Raw genomic sequence first — 22,222 nt, 5'->3', positions numbered from 1 at the left:
AAAGTACCTACAAAAACCTCGCTCCGTATCTGGTAACGGCGTTGTTGAATATTGAACAACCGCCGCACCGGCAGGGATTTTCGGTGGCTGATTTTGATATCGTGATTGGTGCGAATGTAGTACATGCCACGAGAGATATCACCAGCAGTCTGTTGAACATCAAAAACCTGTTAAAGAAAGATGGGATACTGTTGTTGAATGAAATCGCCAGCAGAGAATTATTTGCCACACTCACCTTCGGCTTGCTGGATGGCTGGGGACTCTATGAAGATACGGCGATACGGCTGGCTGGCAGTCCGGGACTATCGGCAGAAAGCTGGCAACAGGTATTGACCACCGCCGGATATGAACAAACACAAAGCTTCCCGGCAAACAATACATTATCACAGCAGATTATCCGGTCCAGGAGCAACGGTATCATCCAGGCAGTACCTGCGACTGCTGTACCTGTGAGTACGCCGGCCACGCAGGTGAAAGTAGCTGCACCGGCTCAGGATAATGGCTGGTTAACAGAACAATTACTCAACATAGCCGCAGATACCATCAAATTACCCAAGAAAGAATTTGATATCGATGAACAATTCAGTGATTATGGATTTGACTCTATCCTGGGTACTACGCTGGTAAGAAATATCAATGAGTTGCTGCAGATAACGTTGAAGCCTACTGATATTTTTAATTATCCCAATATCCGGCAGCTTGCCGGCTATATCGGGGAAACATTCCGCGAAGAACTATTTCCGGATACACAAAACAAGGAGCTGGTGGATGCTGGCATTGTACAGCCGGAGGTAGTTGTTCCCACTATTACGTTTACAGAAAAACCAACGGTCGCCGTAAAGGAAACGCGTACAACTGCGCCGGCACAGGTAAATGATATTGCCATCGTAGGGATCAGCGGCCAGTTTGGCTCAGCCGGCGACATCGCTGCGTATTGGGAGGCCCTGAAAGAAGGAAGAAGTGTCATAGAAGAAGTACCGGCAGACAGATGGGATGCACGGGAGTATTTTAGCACCGACCGGAATGAGCCGGGTAAGACCTATAGCAAATGGGGCGGTTTCTTAAGAGACATCGACAAATTTGATCCGTTGTTTTTCAGGATATCCGGCAGTGAGGCAGAAGTGATGGACCCGCAGCAACGGCTGTTTTTAGAGCATTGCTGGAAGGCGATAGAAGACGCAGGGATTAGCCCGCAACAGCTCAGATCGGGTAGATGCGGGGTGTATGCAGGGGCCAGTCAGGGCGATTATATCACCAATACCTTAGACAGTACAGAAGCGTCGGCGATGTGGGGCAACTCCAGCGCCATCCTGGCATCCAGGATTTCTTATCTGCTCGATCTGAAAGGACCTGCCATATCCATAGATACGGCCTGTTCCAGCTCACTGGTAGCAATAGACCTGGGATGCGCCAGCCTGCAGCGCGGCGATACCGATGTAATTCTGGCGGGTGGAATATCCATTATGACCTCCTCCGGATTTTATGTGGTGGCCAGCAGGGCAGAAATGTTATCTCCCAATGGAAAATGTTATGCATTCGATAAACGGGCAGATGGCTTTGTGCCAGGTGAAGGAGCGGGGGTAGTGATCCTGAAACGCCTGGCAGATGCTGAACGTGACGGTGATCATATTTATGGGGTGATTAAAGGCAGCTTAACGAATCAGGATGGTACCTCCAACGGGATTACAGCACCCAGTGTGGTTTCCCAGATGAATCTCGAGAAAGAAGTCTATGCAAAATTCAATATCAATCCGGAAACAATCAGCTATGTGGAAGCGCATGGAACCGGTACCAGTTTGGGAGATCCGATAGAATTTGATGCACTCACGGCGTCTTTTAGCTACTATACCAAGAAGAAACAATATTGCGGCCTGGGCAGTGTTAAAACCAACATCGGGCACACGCTGATGGCTGCAGGCGTAAGCGGCGTAATAAAAGTATTGCTGGCGTTGAAATACAAACAGCTGCCACCTACGCTGAACTATGAGGAATGTAATCCGTTGATAGACCTGGCCAACAGTCCTTTTAAAATCCAGGATAAACTGGAAGACTGGGTAACTACTGACAATGCGCCCCGCAGAGCAGCGATCAGCAGCTTTGGCTATAGTGGTACCAATGCACACCTGATTATCGAAGAATACCAGCCATCGCCCCGTCAGCCATATGTGGGTACGGCGCCGGCCATCGTGGTGTTATCTGCTAAAAGTGCGGATCGGTTGAAAGCACAGGTATTGAACCTGAAAAACTTTCTGACCATTCATCCGGATTTGCAGCTATACGATGTCGCCTATACGTTGCAAACCGGCAGAGAGGCCATGGAAGAAAGACTGGCTTTCATCGTAACAGACAAAGCCACGTTACTGACGAAGCTTTCCGATTATCTGGCGGGCAAACCCGGCGACTGGCTTACCGGTAATACGCGGAAAGATAAACCGGAATTTTTGAGTAAAAGCGGCGCCGGACAAGCATACATACAATATGCGATTACCAACAGGGAATCTGCTTCGCTGGCACAGCTATGGGTAAAAGGAACCAGCATCGACTGGCACCTCCTGTATCCGGATAATACGCCGCAGCGGATCAGTTTACCAGCCTATCCTTTTGCGCGGGAACGTTACTGGGCTACCAACAAAACCATAACAACACCGGTATCAGTTGGGTATCATCAGTTGCATCCGTTGTTGCATCGGAATGAATCTGATTTCAGTAAACAATTGTACACGAGTACCTATACCGGTCAGGAATCATTTTTGAAAGATCATCAGGTAGGAGCCGATAAAGTATTACCGGGAGTGGCCTACCTGGAAATGGCACGGGAGGCTGGCGCAAGAAGTACCCGCCGGAAAATCACGCAGCTGAAAGATATTATCTGGCTGGCGCCTATCCGGGTAAATGGTACGCCTGAAACGGTACACATTCGTTTACAGGCAGAAGCAGATGATGCAGCGTATGAAGTGTACACACAAAACAGCGGCAGGGAAAAAATCCATTGTCAGGGTAAAATCAGTACCGAATTACAATCCGTACCTGTAAACGTGGCGCCGGCAACCATCCTGGAACGATTGTATCAGGTAAGAGAAGGGGCTGCATGTTATGCTGCTTTTAAAGAAATAGGATTACACTATGGTACCAGTTTTCAGGGACTTCAGATGTTGTATTATGGCGAACAGGAAGCTTTATCCAGGATTACGTTGTCTGCACAGGATGGCTATGTGTTAAATCCCGGTATACTGGATAGTGCGCTGCAAACCTGTATCGGATTACATCCGGGCAAACAAACAGCCGCGTTATCGTTGCCTTTTAGTATCGGTACCATGACCATCTACCAGGATATTCCTGCAACGGTATGGTGTTATGTAAGAACGAATAAAACGGCCACCGGCAATAATGGTGCGACCTGCTACGATATCGATTTATTGGGAGAACAGGGAGAAGTGCTGCTGGCTATCAAAGATTTTGTAATCCTGCCATTGGATAAAACAGTTGAGGCAAATAAAATAACACCAGGAAACCATACTAACGGAAAAGCCGCTACGGAGTTATTATACGTGCCTTTCTGGGAGCGGGCTACTGCTACAGCAAATGCGTGGACGCCAGCAGCCGGAGAACACCTCATTATCACCGGCGATGCCCCCGATTCACTGGTAGCAGACTTAAAAAATATCCTGACGGCGAAGTATGGAAAAGCCACGGTTGTCAAAACACTCACCACCATACCTACAGATATAACAGCGATATACCTGTTGCAAGGATTATCTGCCGCTGCTGCAGATCATTCACTCAGCAACGGATTTGAACGCAGGGAACTGTCCGTGTTCAATACCATTAAAAAATTACTGGCAGCCGGTTACGGAGACAAAAAGATCAGTGTAAATGTATTCACCTGTCAGACGCAGCAAGTATTGCCTGCTGATACCATTCAGGCGGCGGGCAGCGGTATCATCGGCCTGACAGGCGCCCTGGCGAAGGAACAACCCTTGTGGCAGATCCGGACGATAGACCTGGACACAACGGCTATTACACCGGCAGACCTGGAAAAAGCCATACAGGCGCCGTATGATAAAAGTGATACTTTAATCAGTTATCGCAACGGCTATTTTTATCAGCGCAGTTTGTACCCGCTAACGCTGTCGGCTACACAGCCGGAAAAATTCCGGCATCAGGGCGTATATGTGATGCTGGGAGGCGCCGGCGGATTGGGAAAAGTAACCACTGCGTATCTGGTGGAGCAATACCAGGCGCAGGTGATCTGGTTAGGCAGAAGACCCCTGGATGCGACTATTATGGCGGCGCAGGACGAGATAGCGCAATTGGGTGTCCGCCCCTTGTACATATCATGCGACGCCAATAATGAGGCAGCTATGCGCAACGCCTATCAGGAGATTAAACAAAGCTATCCTGCCATACATGGTATATTCCATACGGCTATTGTGTTGCATGATATGCTGTTGAAAAACATGCAGGAAGCAGATTTCCTGCAATCCTTTTCGCCTAAATCGTTGGGAAGTCATCACCTGATAGCCGCCTTCAAAGAGGAACCATTGGATTTCATTTGTTTTTATTCTTCTGCACAATCACAGTTTAATAATGCCGGGCAGGGTAATTATTCCGCCGGCTGCACTTATAAAGATAGCTATGCCGGCAGCCTGCAACAGCAAATGCCGGCGCCGGTAAGCATTATCAACTGGGGATATTGGGGAGAAGCAGGTATCGTGGCTTCTCATGAATACCGCGACACCATGGCATCCATGGGTATCGACAGTATATCGCGGGAAGAAGGCATGCAGGTCCTCGAAACAGTATTGGCAAACAAACTCCATCAAGTAGTTACTATAAAATTTAATCAGGTATGAAATTTATTAAGCAAAAAAGGGAAATCATTACGGTAGATGCGATCTCTTTGTTAACACCAGCAGCGCCAGGAAATACCACTTATGAGCATAAAGGACAAGCTGAATTAAATTTTGAGCAGGTTTGTTGTAAAGCAATATTGCAGGTACTACTGGATTTGGGATTGGAAACCAGACAGGAAAAGGGGCAGACCTTAAGTGAAATCAGAAAGCGGCTGGAAATAACAGAGAAATATGATCGGCTGTTTGCAGAGTTAATCAGGTCGCTGGAAAATATCGGTTATGTAACTACAACTGCATCCGGACAACTACTGATAGCGGCTGATGTAAAAGCTGAATTGGCCGGGTTTCAGCTAACGGCAGCATTGCAGCAGCTGTTGGAAGAACGGCTGGATGATCAGCCGTTGATTACCCTGTTAACGGTTTGTTTAACGGCTTTCAAAGCTATCCTCACAGATAAAATAGCGGCAACAGATGTGATCTTCCCGGAAGGGAACCTGGATTATGTAACCGGGATATATAAAGGAAATTACCAGGTAGATTATTTCAACACCTTACTGGCAGATATCATCCGCAATAGTATCGCCGGTGTCATTCAGCACCTGAAAAAGGGAGAGAAGATCCGGATACTGGAAATAGGTGCGGGAACAGGCGGTAGCAGTGAAGTGATTTTTAAGCAATTAAAACCTTACAGCGAATATATCGAATACGTATATACGGACTTATCGAAGAGCTTTTTGTTTTATGCAGAAAATACCTATAAGGAGCTAGCCCCTTATCTCAAGACAGCCGTGTTTAATATTGAACGGTCGCCTTATGCACAAGGCTTTGAATGGGGCACCTTTGATATGGTGATTGGCGCCAACGTGGTACATGCCACCCGGAATATCAGCGCCAGTTTAAGAAATGTAAAAGGGCTGCTGAAAAAAGAAGGGTTATTGATCTTGAATGAAATTGCCGGAACCGTATTATTCAATACACTCACTTTTGGTTTGCTCGATGGCTGGTGGTTGTATGATGATCCCGAGCTCAGACTGGAAGGCAGCCCGGGATTATCGGGGGCCAGCTGGCAGGTAGCTTTGACAGAAACCGGTTACGGACAAATACAGTTTTTCCCCGATGACCGCTCGTTGTCGCAGCAGATTGTGCTGGCCAAGAGTGATGGGATAATTGTAGTGGCGGAGGAGGCAGAGAAAACAGGCATACCGGAGGTAAATACACCTAAAGTGCCGGTAGCAGCTGTGAAAGATACCGAAGATGTATTGCTGGCGAATGCGGAAAAATACCTGAAAGGGGTATTCGCCCGGGTATTGAAGTTTGAGGAGAGCAGGATAGATGTGCAGGCACGTTTTGATGTATTAGGGATCGATTCTATTTTAATAGGCACCTTATCTAAAACCTTATCGAAAGAATTTGGTGCGATACCGCCTACCGTATTTTTCGAATATGGTACCATCAGTGAACTGACCACCTACTTTACGGCACATCATCCGGCGTATTTTGCGCCTAAAGAAAAAGCAACGCCGGTGGTAAAAGCGATACCGGAGGCGCCGGCGGCGGCAAAATCTGCCGCACCTAAATTGACAGCACCCAAAGTGCAGCCGGCAGCCACAAAAACAACGAACGTCACAGAAGATATTGCCATCATCGGATTAAGCGGCAGGTATCCTGGCGCCGATAATGTGGCGGCATTTTGGGAGAACCTGAAAACCGGAACAGATAGCATTACCGACATTCCTGAAGATCGGTGGGATATACAGCGTTACTACGATGAACGGAAGGGTACAGCAGGGAGGATCAGCACGAAATACGGCGGTTTTATCAATGGGGTAGCTGCCTTTGATCCCTTGTTTTTTAATATATCGCCGATTGAGGCGGAATGGATAGATCCACAGGACCGGTTGTTTTTACAGACAGCCTGGGAAGCGATCGAAGATGCCGGTTATGATGTGGGACGTCTTTCACAAAAGCATACTGGTAAAGATGCCGTCAGAACAGGCGTATATGTAGGCGTAATGTATGGCGAATATCAGTTGGTAGCAGCAGAAGCAGGTACGGCCACCGCTCCGAAAGCGGTGAGTGTAAGCGCCAGCAGCATCGCCAACAGGGTCTCTTATTTCTGTGATTTTAATGGCCCCAGCATGGCGGTGGATACCATGTGTTCTTCTTCCATGACTGCCATTCATCTGGCCTGTAGAGATCTTTGGTCGGGCGAAACAGATGTGGCCATTGCAGGCGGCGTAAACGTAAGCATCCATCCCAATAAATATTTGGTATTAAGTCAGGCTACCTTTTTATCAGGGAAAGGCCGGTGTGAAAGCTTTGGCAGTGAAGGCGACGGATTTATTCCCGGAGAAGGCGTAGGAGCCGTAGTATTGAAAAAATTAAGTCAGGCAGTAGCAGCTGGTGATCATATCTATGGGGTGATCAAAGGAACGGCCGTCAATCATGGCGGAAAAACCAACGGCTATACGGTGCCGAATCCCAGAGCACAGGCCGCAGTTATTCAGGCAGCTATGCAACGGGCCGGCGTGAAAGCGGAAGACATCAGCTACATAGAAGCCCACGGCACCGGCACCAGTCTGGGTGATCCGATAGAGATAGCCGGACTGGTCAGGGCATTTGCGACCACCCAGCAACAATATTGCAGTATCGGTTCCGTGAAGTCGAATATCGGCCATTGTGAATCTGCAGCGGGTATATCCGGACTGACGAAGGTATTACTGCAGTTGCAACACCGGCAACTGGTGCCTTCTTTGCATTCCGCTACCCTCAATACACAGATAGATTTTGTCAACAGTCCGTTTAAAGTACAGCAAACGCTGACGCCATGGACTACGACTGATAATAAGCCCAGAATAGCCGGTATCAGTGGATTTGGGGCTGGTGGCAGTAATGCCCATATTATTATCGGCGAATACCAGCCGTTATCTAAACCAGTGTATGTTGCCACAACGCCCGCATTGATATTGTTGTCAGCCAAAAATGCAGATCGTTTGCAGCTACAGGTACGTAACCTGCTGCAATACCTGCATACCAATGCCGATAGTCAGCTGGCGGATATAGCCTATACCTTACAGGTAGGCCGTGTGGCCATGGATGAGCGGGTAGTATTCATCGTGGAAGATAAAGCCACGTTGATAACACAGCTGACCGCCTGGCTGGCCGGCCATGCTACCGATGCGATCACCGGCAATGTGCGGAAAGATAAACAGGGCTTTTTGCTGGAAGGAGAAGCTGGGCGTGCCTATATAGAAAGCGCGGTTAAAAACAAAGAGGTAGCGGCGCTGGCGCAGCTATGGACAAAAGGGGTACAGATAGACTGGAGCCTGCTATACACCAACGGTACGCCCCATAAAATCAGTTTGCCTACTTATCCTTTTGCGCAGGACCGGTATTGGATTGCCGGGAAGAAAGCGGAAGAAAACAGCTTGCAACAAAGCGCTATAACAGTAACAGCAGATGAAAAAAATACAATAGCACTACCGCGGGTAACAGCTGCTTCACCGACGGTATTATACGTACCCGTGTGGAACAGATTGAATACCGTAGCAACGGTGCCATTGAGTAAAGGAGGCAAACACCTGATTATAACTGGTAAAGGCACTACGGAGGTATCGGCCTTAATCGCGCAGGCATTGGAAGCCGCGGGTAACACGGTTATCATTGCCGCAGCAATAACAGATATACCTGCCGGTATCACGGGGGTATATTTATTGCAGGGGTTATTACCGGATGAGGGTACTTCCCTGGAAGCCACCCAGGCAGAAAGAGAAGGAGCGGTATTCGGCATCATCAAAAAATTATATGCTGCCGGTTATCAGGATCAGCGTATAAGCATGACCGTGATCACCGCCAATACGCAACAGGTATTGCCGACGGATGTGGTAACAGTACCAGGTAGTGGTATTGTTGGCCTGATTGGTTCCCTGGCAAAAGAACAGCCTTTATGGAATATCCGGATGATAGATATCGCAGCAGGGGAAACAGGTACAGCAGCTATCGCCAATTGGTTAAGCGCCCCTTATGATAAGGAGGGGACGGTAACCGGTTATCGCAACGGTAGCTTTTACCGTCGCAGCCTGTGTCCCATCACTTTACCACAGGTTGCAGGCAGCCGGTTCAGGCAGCGCGGTACCTATGTTATTTTAGGCGGCGCCGGTGGTATCGGGAAAGTAACTACTGCTTACCTGGTGGAGCAATACCAGGCGCAGGTAATCTGGCTGGGCAGAAGACCCCAGGATGCAGCTATAAGCCAGGCCCTGGATGAAATAGGCCGGTTGGGGGTAAGACCCTTGTACATACCTTGTGATGCCAGCAAGGATGCCGATATGGCCCATGCTTACCAGGTAATTAAAAGTGCCGGTTACAGCATCAATGGATTGTTTCATGCGGCGATTGTACTGAATGATAAGCTGTTGAAGAACATGAGTGAAACAGATTTCTCGATATCTTTTTCACCCAAATCGCTGGCAAGTCACCGGCTGATAGCTACATTCAAACCGGAGCCACTGGATTTTATCTGTTTTTATTCTTCTGCACAATCCCATTTTAATAATGCCGGTCAGGCTAATTACGCTGCCGGATGTACCTACAAAGACAGTTATGCGCTAAGTATTCAGCAGCAGCAGATCGCACCGGTGTATATCATCAACTGGGGCTATTGGGGGGAAGTAGGCATTGTGGCGGCAGATGGTTACCGGCAGCAGATGGCTGCAAACGGGGTGGAAAGTATCACGCCAGCAGCAGGGATGCAGCTACTGGAAACCACATTGGCGGGTAGTCTGCAACAGGTAGTGGCGATGAAATTAGCGCCGCAAACCGTAGCAGCCATACCTTTTATTGACGCCCGTAAAACATGGTGGCAAACAGACCAGGTATCCTTACTCCGTCCGCAACAACCAACGCCGGTGTCGTATGTGTATGAGGAAGAGGCGGTGCAATTGTTCAATGATATTTGCAACAAAGGCGTACTCCAGGTACTGCTGCAACTGGGATTAACAGTAAAACAAGGTACGGATGCTTCTTTAAGTACTTTAAGACAGGCATTGGGAATATTGGAAAAATATGATCGTTTGTTTGCAGAATTGATCCGGGTATTACTGGCCGAAGGTTACATCTATGATGAATCGGGCAGACTGCTGGTAGCAGATCCGGTTAAAGCAACCCTGCAGAATTTTGATCCGCAAACCGCATTGCAGCAATTAAGTGGCGAAGGTTCCACCTATCAGTCGCTGATACAGTTGTTAAGCGTTTGTTTGCAGGCATTCGGCGCTATATTAACCGGAGAGAAACGTGCGACGGATATCATTTTTCCGGAAGGCAGCCTGCACCTGGTAACAGGTATTTATCAGGGTAACTATCAGTCTGATTATTTCAATACACTGCTGGCAGATATTGTATATAAAAGTGTAGCCGCCGCCGTTAGTACATTAAAGCCCGGTGAAAAAATCCGCATACTGGAAGTAGGGGCCGGCACAGGTGGCACCAGTGCATTTGTTTTCAATAAACTGCTCCCTTACCAGCAACAGCTATCCTATGTATATACCGATTTGTCGAAAAGCTTTTTGTTACATGCTGCTACCAACTATAAAGGCATAGCCCCTTATCTGGAAACAGCGGTATTCAATATAGAACAACCCGCAGATGCGCAGGGATTTGCACCCGGCACATTTGATATGGTGATTGGCGCCAATGTGGTACATGCGACCAAAGATATCGCCACCAGTTTGCACAACATCAAAAGTCTGTTAAAGAAAGAGGGTTTATTACTGTTGAATGAGATTGCCCGAACCGATCTGTTTAATACGCTCACCTTTGGCTTACTCGATGGCTGGTGGTTGTATGAAGATCCCGCCATCCGTTTAACAGGCAGCCCGGGATTGTCTGCCACCAGCTGGCAACAAGTACTGGCCGAAACGGGTTTCCCGGTTACCGCCATCTATCCGGAAGTAGCTCATTTATCACAGCAGATTATACTAACCAGCAGTAATGGCCTGATGCAGCTGGCCGGAGCACCTGCGCCGCATACCAAGGCGCCTGTTCGGGCCGCCACACCGACTAAAGTACCAGTCCGGCCGGTAGATAACGAATGGCTGATGACCGCACTGATCAACATTGCGGCGGATACCATCAAATTGTCCGGTGCTGCCTTTGATGTGGATGAACAGTTTTCTGACTATGGATTTGATTCGATATTGGGAACGGCGTTGATAAAAAATATCAATGAGTCGTTACAGATTACTCTAAAGACAACGGATATTTATAGCTATCCGGATATTCGCCGCCTCGCGGCTTACATACACGAAACCTTTAGTGAGGTACTCGCGCCAATAACAACAACGCCGGATACAGTGGTGGTACCGGAAGTAGCTACGTTGACAATGGCTCCGCCGGCAGCTGCAGTGGTAGATAAGGTCATACCTGCACCCGTATCATCACCCGTGAATAACGATATCGCCATCGTAGGTATGAGTGGCCAGTTCGGTGCTGCCGGCAACCTGGAAGCCTATTGGGATGCCTTGAAAACAGGAAAGAGCCTGATCGAAGCTGTACCGGAAGAAAGAGGGGCTATTGATAGAATCGATAACCAAAACGGATCTCAGAATAATTACAAGGGTGGATTTTTAAGAGATATCGACAAATTTGATCCGCTGTTTTTCCGGATCTCCGGCAGCGAGGCCGCCGTAATGGATCCGCAGCAACGACTGTTCCTGGAACAGTGCTGGAGTGCCATAGAAATGGCGGCTATTCATCCGCAGCAATTACGTGCCGGCAAGTGTGCGGTATATGTAGGCGCTACACCCAGCGATTACATCAGAACCATCGATAACAAAGAAGCGGCGATGATGTGGGGCAACTCCAATGCGATTCTGGCAGCGCGGATTTCGTATTACCTCGATCTGAAAGGACCTGCCATATCCATTGATACGGCCTGCTCCAGCTCTCTGGTGGCGATAGACCTGGGTTGTACCAGCTTACAACGGGGAGATACAGATGTGGTGATCGCCGGTGGCGTATCGGTGATGACAACGTCTGATTTTTACACGATCGCAGGCAGGGCAGGCATGTTATCTCCCGATGGAAAATGTTACACATTCGATAAACGCGCCAATGGTTTTGTACCGGGCGAAGGTGTTGGGGTGGTGATCCTGAAACGTTTGGCAGATGCAGAACGCGACGGCGATCATATCTATGGCGTGATCAAAGGCAGCTTAACCAATCAGGACGGCGCTTCCAATGGTATCACGGCGCCGAGTGTGGTGGCGCAGATGAACCTGGAAAAAGAAGCCTACGCAAAATTCAATATCAACCCGGAAACCATCAGCTATGTGGAAACGCATGGCACCGGTACCAGCCTGGGAGATCCCATAGAATTTGATGCACTCACAGCTTCCTTTAGTTACTATACCAAACAAAAACAATTCTGTGGTCTGGGCAGTGTTAAAACCAATATTGGTCATACCCTGATGGCAGCAGGTGTAGCCGGCGTGATAAAAGTATTGTTATCATTCAAACACCAGCAACTGCCGCCTACCCTGAATTATGAAGAATGTAACCCATTGATAGACCTGGCCAATAGTCCTTTTAAAATCCAGGATAAACTGGAAGACTGGACTACCACCGGTACTGCACCGCGAAGAGCCGCGATCAGCAGCTTTGGATTCAGTGGTACCAATGCCCACCTGATTATAGAAGAGTACCAGCCCGCGCTGCGTCAGCCATATGTTGGTACCGCACCTGCTATCGTGGTATTATCTGCCAAAAGCACCGACCGGCTGAAAGCACAGGTACTGAACCTGAAAAATTTTCTGGAAGTCCATCCGGATACAAATGTATACGATGTCGCCTATACGTTGCAGGTAGGCAGAGAGGCGATGGAAGAAAGGCTGGCTTTTATCGCTGCCAGCAAAGATGCATTGCAGGCGAAGCTATCCGATTATCTGGCCGGCAAGCCCGGCGACTGGGTGACAGGCAATACCCGCAAAGACAAACCGGAGTTCTTAGGTAAAAGCGGCGCCGGACAAGCCTACATCCAATATGCCATCATCAATAAGGAATCTGCTTCACTCGCCCAATTATGGGTGAAAGGTATTACACCCGACTGGACTTTGCTGTATCCGGCTCATGCTCCGCGACGGATTAATTTACCCGTTTATCCGTTTGCCCGTGAACGTTACTGGATGCCTGCAACAACACCGGTGGTACCAACACCTGGCCAGGCGCCTGTAGTACAGCCGGTTATAAAGAAAGACGTGACTTCGCCGGTAGCAGCAACAACAACAGCTGCGAATATGCACACGCATTTATTCGGATATAACTGGCAGGACACTGCCGGCGAAACAACCAGCGCGCCGAATACGGCAGCAGACCAGTTGGTATTGCTGGCCGGCGCTCCTGCGAGTCTGGCGGATAAACTGAAAGATCACTTAGGGGTAGAGGTGATCGCCATACCCGGAGAAGACGCCACCCAATACTTTATGGCCGTACTGGAAAAAGTGAAAGAAAAACTAAGTACGAAAGCCACTACACATATCATCCTGGTGTACAGTAATGCTGACTACCTGGATCATGCCTTTGTCTCCGGGTTATTGAAAACTGCTACCCTGGAAAATAATAAGGTAACCGGTAAGATAGTGGGAATCGATCATTTATCGTTGCACAATATCGGAGATGTCATCCGGATACTGGAGGCAGAACAATATACCACGGAAACGGATATACGCTATGTGAACGGAAAACGACAGACGAAACAACCTGCCAGTCTGCCCGATCAAACCAATTCCGGTGCGGCGTTATCAGTAAAGCAAGGTGGGGTATACCTCATTACCGGCGGAGCCGGTGGACTGGGAAAGATCTTTGCCACCTACATCAGCCGTACGCCAGGTACGAAAGTAGTACTAACCGGAAGAAGTGAATTGACAGCCAGCCACCAGGCATTTTTAGCCACACTGCCGGATGCCAGCTATCATCGTTGCGACAGCAGCAATAAACAGGAAGTAGCAAAGCTGATAGCAACGATTAAGCAACAGTATCAGCGGCTGGATGGGGTGATTCACAGCGCCGGTGTTATCCGTGATAGTTTTATCGCCCATAAATCAGCGGAAGAAATCCGCAGTGTGCTCGCGCCTAAAATTGCCGGTACCAAAAATATCGATGAATGCACGAAAGACGAAGCATTGGACTTTATGGTGTTCTTCTCTTCGGCATCTGCTTTATTCGGTAATGTTGGTCAGGCAGATTATGCTGCGGCCAATACCTACCTCGACAACTATGCCGCTTACCGCCACGAAGAACAGGTGAAGGGAAAACGACAAGGTATAACATGCAGTATCAACTGGCCTTTATGGAAGGACGGTGGTATGCAGATAGACGCCGCCAGTATACAATACCTGGAGAAACAATGGGGCATGTTACCCTTGCCGGTGCCGGAAGGTATCGAAGCATTTGAAGCACTGTTGCAGCGCAACGTGGTACAAGGCATCGTGGTGTATGGCAAAGATGAACGGATCACCGCTGCCTTTAACAGCGCAGCAACTGCCACCACGGCAACGATAGAAAGTGCCGCGTTACCGGCAGCAGATCAAGCTACATTGACAGCAACCGCCATCCATTTGTTGCAGACACTATTGTCGGATGAATTAAAACTACCGGCAGACAAACTGGATCCGGCAACACCTTTTGATGCCTTCGGTATTGATTCTGTTTTAATCACCCGGATCACCAACCGGTTGGATGAATGGTTTGACAATGTACCCCGTACCTTGTTTTTTGAATACCAGTCATTGGGTGAACTGGCAGGATATTTCGTCACGGCACATACCAGCCGGTTGCAGACGCTCAGTACGACTGCTCCGGCAGCAACAACGACCGCTGTTGCAGCCGATCCGGTTATACTGCCGGAAAGTGCGCCAATACCATTGGCAGCCACACCGATACCTGCCACTGCAGCTACTGCACCCCATATGTCGGAGGATATTGCCATTGTGGGATTAAGTGGTCGTTACCCGGGTGCGAAAAATATCCCGGCCTTCTGGCATAACCTGCAGGCTGGCCACGACAGCATCTCAGAGATTCCGGCAGACAGATGGGAGCTTACCGGTTTTTACCACGAAGAAAAAGGCCTGGAAGGGCATAGCTACAGTAAATGGGGTGGTTTCATCGCAGACGTAGATAAATTTGATCCGCTGTTTTTTAATATATCCCCGCGTGAGGCAGAGATGATGGAACCGCAGGAGCGCTTGTTTCTGCAAACAGTATGGGAAACCATAGAAGATGCCGGCTATACGAAAACAGGTGTGCAGGAAGGTGGCCCGAATGCAGCCGGTCTCAGAACCGGCGTATACGTAGGCGTGACCTATGAAGAATACCAATTGCTGGGAATAGAGGCAAAATATAAAGGGCAGCATATCATACCTGGCAGCAGTCCTGCCAGCATTGCCAACCGGGTTTCCTACTTTTTTAATTTCAGTGGCCCCAGCATGGCGGTGGATACGATGTGTTCTTCTTCTTTGACAGCGATCCACCTGGCCTGTGAAAGTATTCATAATGGACATTGTGATCAGGCCATCGCCGGCGGGGTGAATGTAAGCATACATCCCAACAAGTACCTGATGCTGAGTCAGGGCGGATTTGTATCCAGTGCCGGCCGCTGCGAGAGCTTTGGTGCCGGTGGCGATGGATATGTACCCGGTGAAGGAGTGGGTGCCGTACTGCTGAAAAGATTAAGTCAGGCGGAAGCCGATGGAGATCACATCTATGGTGTCATTAAAGGGTCAGCCATTAATCACGGTGGCAAAACCAACGGCTATACCGTACCCAATCCCAAATCGCAGGCAGCTGTTATTCAGGCGGCCATGCAGCGGGCCGGTGTGCAGGCGGAAGACATTAGTTATGTAGAAGCCCATGGTACGGGTACAAGCCTGGGTGATCCGATAGAAATAGCCGGTCTGGTGAAAGCCTTTGCGACGACGCAACAACAATATTGCAGCATCGGCTCTGTGAAGTCGAACATCGGCCATTGTGAATCGGCAGCAGGTATATCCGGACTGACGAAAGTACTCCTGCAGTTAAAACACCGGCAGCTGGTACCGTCTTTACATTCCGCTACACTCAATGCCCACATCGATTTTGCGAATAGTCCGTTTAGGGTGCAGCAAACACTGACGCCGTGGACGACTACCGGTAATAAACCCAGAATAGCCGGTATCAGTGGCTTTGGTGCAGGTGGTAGTAACGCGCATCTCATTGTTGCGGAATACCAACCTTTGTCTAAACCTGTGTATACGGCAGTAACACCTGCGTTGATCGTGTTATCAGCCAGTAATGCAGATCGCCTCAAAGAACAGGTGCGCAACCTGGAAGCATTCCTGCAAACCGATACCAACAGCCTGCTGGCAGATATTGCCTATACGTTGCAGGTAGGACGGGTAGCCATGGACGAACGGATCGCATTTGTAGCGCAGGATAAGGCAACGTTGAAAACCCGGTTGGCCGCCTGGCTGGCAGGAAATACGGCCGATAGTATCAGCGGTAATGTGCGGAAAGAACAATCCGGTTTTTCGTTGGAAGGAGCCGCCGGCCGCGCCTATATCGAAAGTGCCGTGCAAAATAAAGAAGTAGCTGCGCTGGCGCAGTTATGGGTAAAAGGCGTAGCTGTAGACTGGCAGCTGCTGTATAGCAATGGCACACCGGATAAGATCAGTTTGCCTCCTTATCCTTTTGCACAGGAACGCTATTGGATAACCGGAGGTACACAGTCAATCCTTGTACCGGAAAACAGTCAGCTCCATCCGTTGTTGCATAGCAACGAATCGGATCTCTACGAATTGAAATACACCAGCACCTATACCGGGAAGGAAGCATTTTTAGCGGATCACCAGGTACAGGAAGAAAAGATATTGCCTGGTGTCGCTTATCTGGAACTGGCGCGGGAAGCCGGCCGGAGAAGCACGCACCAGCCAGTTACGCAACTGAAAGATATTACCTGGCTGACGCCCGTACAGGTAAATGGTACGGCTAAGAAAGTACATATATCGCTTGCTCCGGAGGGCGCCGCCATCAACTATGAAGTCTTCAGTGAAAATACGACAGGAAAGCAAATTCATAGTCAGGGCCAGCTCAGTACGGCGCCACAGGCATTGCCAGTCACCCTGGATCTGGCCGATATCCGGCAACGGGTATCAAAGGTGAAATCCGGAGAAGACTGTTATGCATTGTTTAAAGCAAGCGGATTAAACTATGGCGCTAGTTTCCGGGGGATAACAACCCTTTACTACAATGAAAAAGAAGCATTGTCCCGCATCACATTGCCCAAAGAAAAGGAGTATGTATTGTCGCCCGGCGTATTGGATAGTGCTTTGCAGACCTGTATCGGCCTGAATTTTACGAAGGAAGACCAGCAGGGGATTTCATTGCCGTTCAGCGTTGGAGAAGTCAATGTTTACGAGGAGTTGCCGGCATCGGTATGGTGTTATGTCAGGAATAGCCGGAAAGCATCAGGTGAAGAATGGAGCAACAATTATGATATCGATTTGATGAATGAAGAAGGAACGGTGTTGCTGAACTTTAAAAACTTCACAGTACTGCCTTTAAATGGCGCTTTACTTTCTCCGCAGGCTGCCCGTTCAACCCCATCGGGAAATGCCTTATATACGCCTGTATGGACCCGGCAGCACACCACAACTGCATTGCCTTTCCATGCAGCGGGTAAACATATCATTGTAACAGGTCCGGTAGCACCGGCATTATCAACAGCCATCGCCGCTGCATTGCAGACGGCAGGAGCGGAAACGTCCACCGTAGCTACATTAACAACCGTACCTGCTGATATCACCGCCTTGTATTTGTTGCAAGGTTTGTCTGCCAAAGGGGAAGAGGAGGTATGGGATAATGGAGCCGGAGAAAGAGAGCTACTGGTGTTTAATACAATCAAGGCGTTGTTGAATGCCGGTTATCAGGATAAGCGGTTGAGTATAACGATACTGACCGTCAACACACAAAAAGTATTGCCGACAGATCACGTAACGGCCGCCGGCAGCGGCATCATCGGACTGATAGGTACTTTGGCAAAAGAACAGCCTTTGTGGTCGGTCCGGATGATAGATATTACCGCAGTAACGGTTGCCGAAGAGGTGACAAATCTCTTGCAGGCGCCTTATGATAAAGAAGGGGCGGTGATTGGTTACCGGAACGGACATTTTTATCAGCGGAGTCTTTGCCCGGTAGTATTGCCATCAGATAAGGCTGGTAAATTCCGGCAGAACGGTACTTACGTGATATTAGGTGGCGCCGGTGGCATCGGAAAAGTAACCACTGCCTACCTGATAGCGCAATACCAGGCGCAGGTGATCTGGCTCGGCAGAAGGCCCCTGGATGCCACTATCAGTCAATCGCTGGACGAACTGGGTAAAGCAGGGGTAAGGCCCATGTATATGCAGTGCGATGCCAGCAATATCGCTGATGTAGCCAGAGCCTATCAGGAGATCAAACGTAGCTGTCCGGTTATACATGGCGTATTTCATTCTGCCATTGTATTGCACGACCGGTTGTTGAAGAATATGAGTGAAGCAGATTTCCTGCAATCATTTTTACCTAAATCACTGGGTAGTCATCACCTGGCAGATGTGTTCAAAGCAGAGCCGCTGGACTTCATTTGCTTTTACTCTTCTGCACAGTCACATTTTAATAATGCCGGCCAGGGCAACTACTCCGCCGGCTGTACGTACAAAGACAGCTATGCCTGGAGTTTACAGCAACAGCTGACCATTCCGGTTTATATTATCAACTGGGGATACTGGGGCGAAGTAGGCATCGTAGCCGCAGATAGTTACCGGCAGCAGATGGAATTGATGGGCGTGGAAAGCATTCAGCCCGCAACAGGTATGCAGCTGCTGGAAACGATACTGGCCAATGAACAGGAACAGGTGGTGGCAATGAAACTAACAGCCCGCACAGCAGCGGCTATTAAATCTGTGCATACCGATAAAGAGATCATTCCTGTTCCGGTAGTTTCATCATTACACCTGCAAAAAACAGTACCGGTGTTTTATGAAAATAATGCGGCGGAAGAAAAAGCTTTTAAGGAAATCGGCAGCAAAGGCGTATTGCAGGTATTACTGCAACTGGGATTATTGGATAAACAGGAAACAGATCAGTCAATCACGGCGCGTCGCCAAACGTTGGGTATACTGGAGAAATATGAGCGGTTGCTGGCGGAACTGATCCGGTCATTGATGGAAGATGGATATCTCACAACGGTAGCAGGCAGACTGGTGATAACAGCGGATAATAAAGCAGCACTGGATCGTTTTGAGCTGACCTCCTTATTGCACCGGTTGAAAAATGAGAGTAAAGAACATGCGCCCCTGATTGCATTACTGGAGGCTTGTCTGGCTGATTTTGGCGACATCTTAACAGGTACGAAGCGGGCAACAGATGTCATTTTCCCGAATGGTAGTTTACACCTGGTGAGTGGCGTGTATAAAGGCAACTATCAGTCTGATTGTTTTAATACTGCATTGGCAGCCATGGTACGGGAGCTGATAGCAGCAGGCATCTCCCATTTGAAGCCGGGAGAAAAGATCCGGATATTGGAAGTAGGCGCCGGCACAGGTGGCACCAGTGAAGTGATCTTTAAACAACTGATACCGTATGCCACACAGGTGGAGTATGTGTATACCGACTTGTCGAAAAGTTTTCTGCTGCATGCGGAAACGGCTTACAAAGGTATAGCTCCCTATCTGGAAACAGCCATATTCAACATTGAGCAACCTGCGGCTCCGCAAGGTTTACCGTTGGGCGCCTTTGATGTGGTGATAGGGGCGAATGTGGTACATGCTACGAAAGATATTGCCGTGAGCCTGCAACATATCAAAAGTGTATTAAAGAAAGGAGGCGTATTGCTGCTGAATGAAATGGCGAGAACAGACCTGTTTAATACCCTCACTTTTGGCCTGCTGGATGGCTGGTGGTTATATGAAGATGCTGCTATCCGGCTGGAAGGTAGTCCTGGCTTGTCTGCAGGAGGCTGGCAGCAGGTACTCACGGAAACAGGATTTACACAGATACAGTGTTATCCGGAAGCGCAAAACCTGGCATTGCAGCTGATAGTAGCGCAAAGTGATGGTAACATTACAACAACCCGGCATATAGCTGAAAAACAAGTACCGGATGCAAAGATCGGAGCTATCGCCCCGCAGGAAAATAAAAACGACCTGCATGCCCGTGTGGTAACCTTCCTGAAAGGTGTTTTCTCCACCGTACTGAAACTGGAAGAAGGCCGGATCGATACGGAAGTCCCCTTTGAATCTATGGGGGTAGATTCTATTATGATCGGCACCTTATCCAAAAACTTATCAAAAGAATTCGGATTGATTCCGGCTACCATATTCTTTGAATACAGAAGTATTGATGAATTGGCTGCCTATCTGTTAACACAGTTCGCGGATGAACTGACTGCGCGTTTGGGTGGAAGTACGCCTGTGAAAGCGGAAGCCCCCTTGCGCAGGGAACGTTTCCTGCAGGATGATCCGCGTACAACCACCACACCGGTAGCAGCAACTGTTTTACCGGTTGCCGCACCATTACCTGCCAGCACAACGGAGATAGCGATTGTGGGTATCGATGGGTTGTTCCCGGCAGCCGATAACGCTGCAGCGTTATGGACACAGGTGATCACGCATAAAAGAATATCCTTTGCTGGCAATGGAAAAAATGATAACAGGTATAGTGTGCATACAGCGGCTGTAGCACCCTATGCACTGGAATTTACAGGTACAGATGGCCCCGTGAATCGCCAGTACCAATTGGTATTCGGGGTGTTGGGCCGGTTACTTAAACAGGCTGGCATTACAAAAGAAGAACTGTCTGGCAGCAGAACAGGTGTTTTCCTGGCTATTGCACAGGAGTACACATTAGGTAGCGAAAAAAGCACCTATTCCTCAGACAGTATCGCTACCATGATTCCGGCAAGGATCGCCTATGAACTTAACCTGACAGGTCCGGCGGAAGTGATTAATGCTGCTTGCGTAAGTACCTATATCGCGTTGCACAAAGCCGTACAGAGTATTCAGCTGGGAGAATGCGACCAGGCCATTGTAGGCGGCATAAATGTGCTGGCAGAAGATACGGCTAATTATGAAGGCGTAACCGATATGCAGAAACTACTGAGCAGTGACGGGACCATGAAAAGCTTTGATGATGCGGCAGATGGTATGGTACGCAGTGAAGGCATCGGTATGATGATCGTCAGAAAGCTGGAACTGGCGAAGCTGGCGGGGAATGAGATTCATGCCCTGGTAAAGGGGACGGGCTTTGCACACGGTGGAAAAAATATGTCGTGGGATGGTCCCAATTTCAAAGGCATTAAAGACGTCGCCCGGAAAAGTCTGGAACGGGCCGGTATCAATCCTGCTACGATTGATTATGTGGAGCTGCATGGTATTGCCAATCGTGTAGCCGATGCCGTAGAATTAGGCGCCGTGAATGCTGCTTTCAGAGAAGAGAGCGACGACAAGCAAAAGAAGTGGCGGATCAGTTGCATTAAGCCTACCATCGGACATTCGGAATTAGCCTCCGGTATGGCGTCGTTGATAAAGGTGATCAAAGCCTTTGAACACCGGATTATTCCGGGTATTCCCGGCCTGGGAGTGATTAACGCGGAATTAAGTCCGGGCCATTCCATGTTGCTGGAGGCAACAGCCAGTGTCTGGGAAACGGGCAGTCATCCGAGAAGAGCGGCCCTGAACAGTTATGCGGTAGGAGGGGTGAGTGCACATGTTATCCTGGAAGATTATAACACGGATAGAAAGGCGCCGGAGAAAGTACCACAGGTAGCAGTATCCATAGAAGTGGCGCCGATAGCTGTAACCGCACCGGAAGTAATACCGGCAGCGGCGCCCGTGGCAGTAATACCAGCAGATATAGTAGCAGCGCCGGTGGAAGAATGGGTGCCGCTCCGGGAAAACAAAAGAACCCGTACTACCGCTGAATTTAAAAAGCTGTTATCGGGGCTGACGATGGAAATATTCAGGAAAGAGGTGAATCAGTTAGACCGCTCGCAGTCTTTGTTTGACGGTGGTTTGGATTCTGCCAGCATGATCCGGTTTATAGTAGGCATCAAAAGAACATTAGGCCTGTCTATTACCACCGGACAACTGGTAGAAGCAGAAACCCTGGGTGCCTTCTTTGATTTGCTGCAACAAGCCTGGCTCAGTGAAGAAGACGAAACACCGCTATCGGAGCCCAGGCCGGCTACCACAGCTAATGGCCACTACCGGGAAACAGTAGTTACCCGCTATGCTCCGCAGGAAGTGGAAGAGAAGAAGCGGCCGGGTTTGTGGCAAAGAATTTTCCAGGGTAGAAAAAATTGA

At 49.0% G+C, this 22,222-nt stretch carries 2 protein-coding genes (1 of these 2 only partly in view); both read left to right on the top strand.

All coding sequences use genetic code 11. The features are described from left to right. Positions 1–4,853: the 3' portion of an SDR family NAD(P)-dependent oxidoreductase gene (locus tag OL444_RS20870; RefSeq protein ID WP_264729984.1), read on the top strand. It extends 12,034 nt beyond the left edge of the window; only the last 4,853 of its 16,887 coding nucleotides appear in the window; its start codon lies beyond the left edge, outside the window; the stop codon is at positions 4,851–4,853. Continuing rightward, the gene (locus tag OL444_RS20865) at positions 4,850–22,222 is read left to right on the top strand and encodes an SDR family NAD(P)-dependent oxidoreductase (protein WP_264729986.1); all 17,373 of its coding nucleotides are present in this window, start codon (positions 4,850–4,852) and stop codon (positions 22,220–22,222) included. The genes OL444_RS20870 and OL444_RS20865 overlap by 4 nt, the downstream gene beginning before the upstream one ends.

Origin of the sequence: Chitinophaga nivalis (assembly GCF_025989125.1) — a bacterium.
GTDB lineage: Bacteria > Bacteroidota > Bacteroidia > Chitinophagales > Chitinophagaceae > Chitinophaga > Chitinophaga nivalis.
The sequence above is the reverse complement of the archived record's forward strand: the minus strand, read 5'-3'. Positions and strand labels throughout refer to the sequence as shown.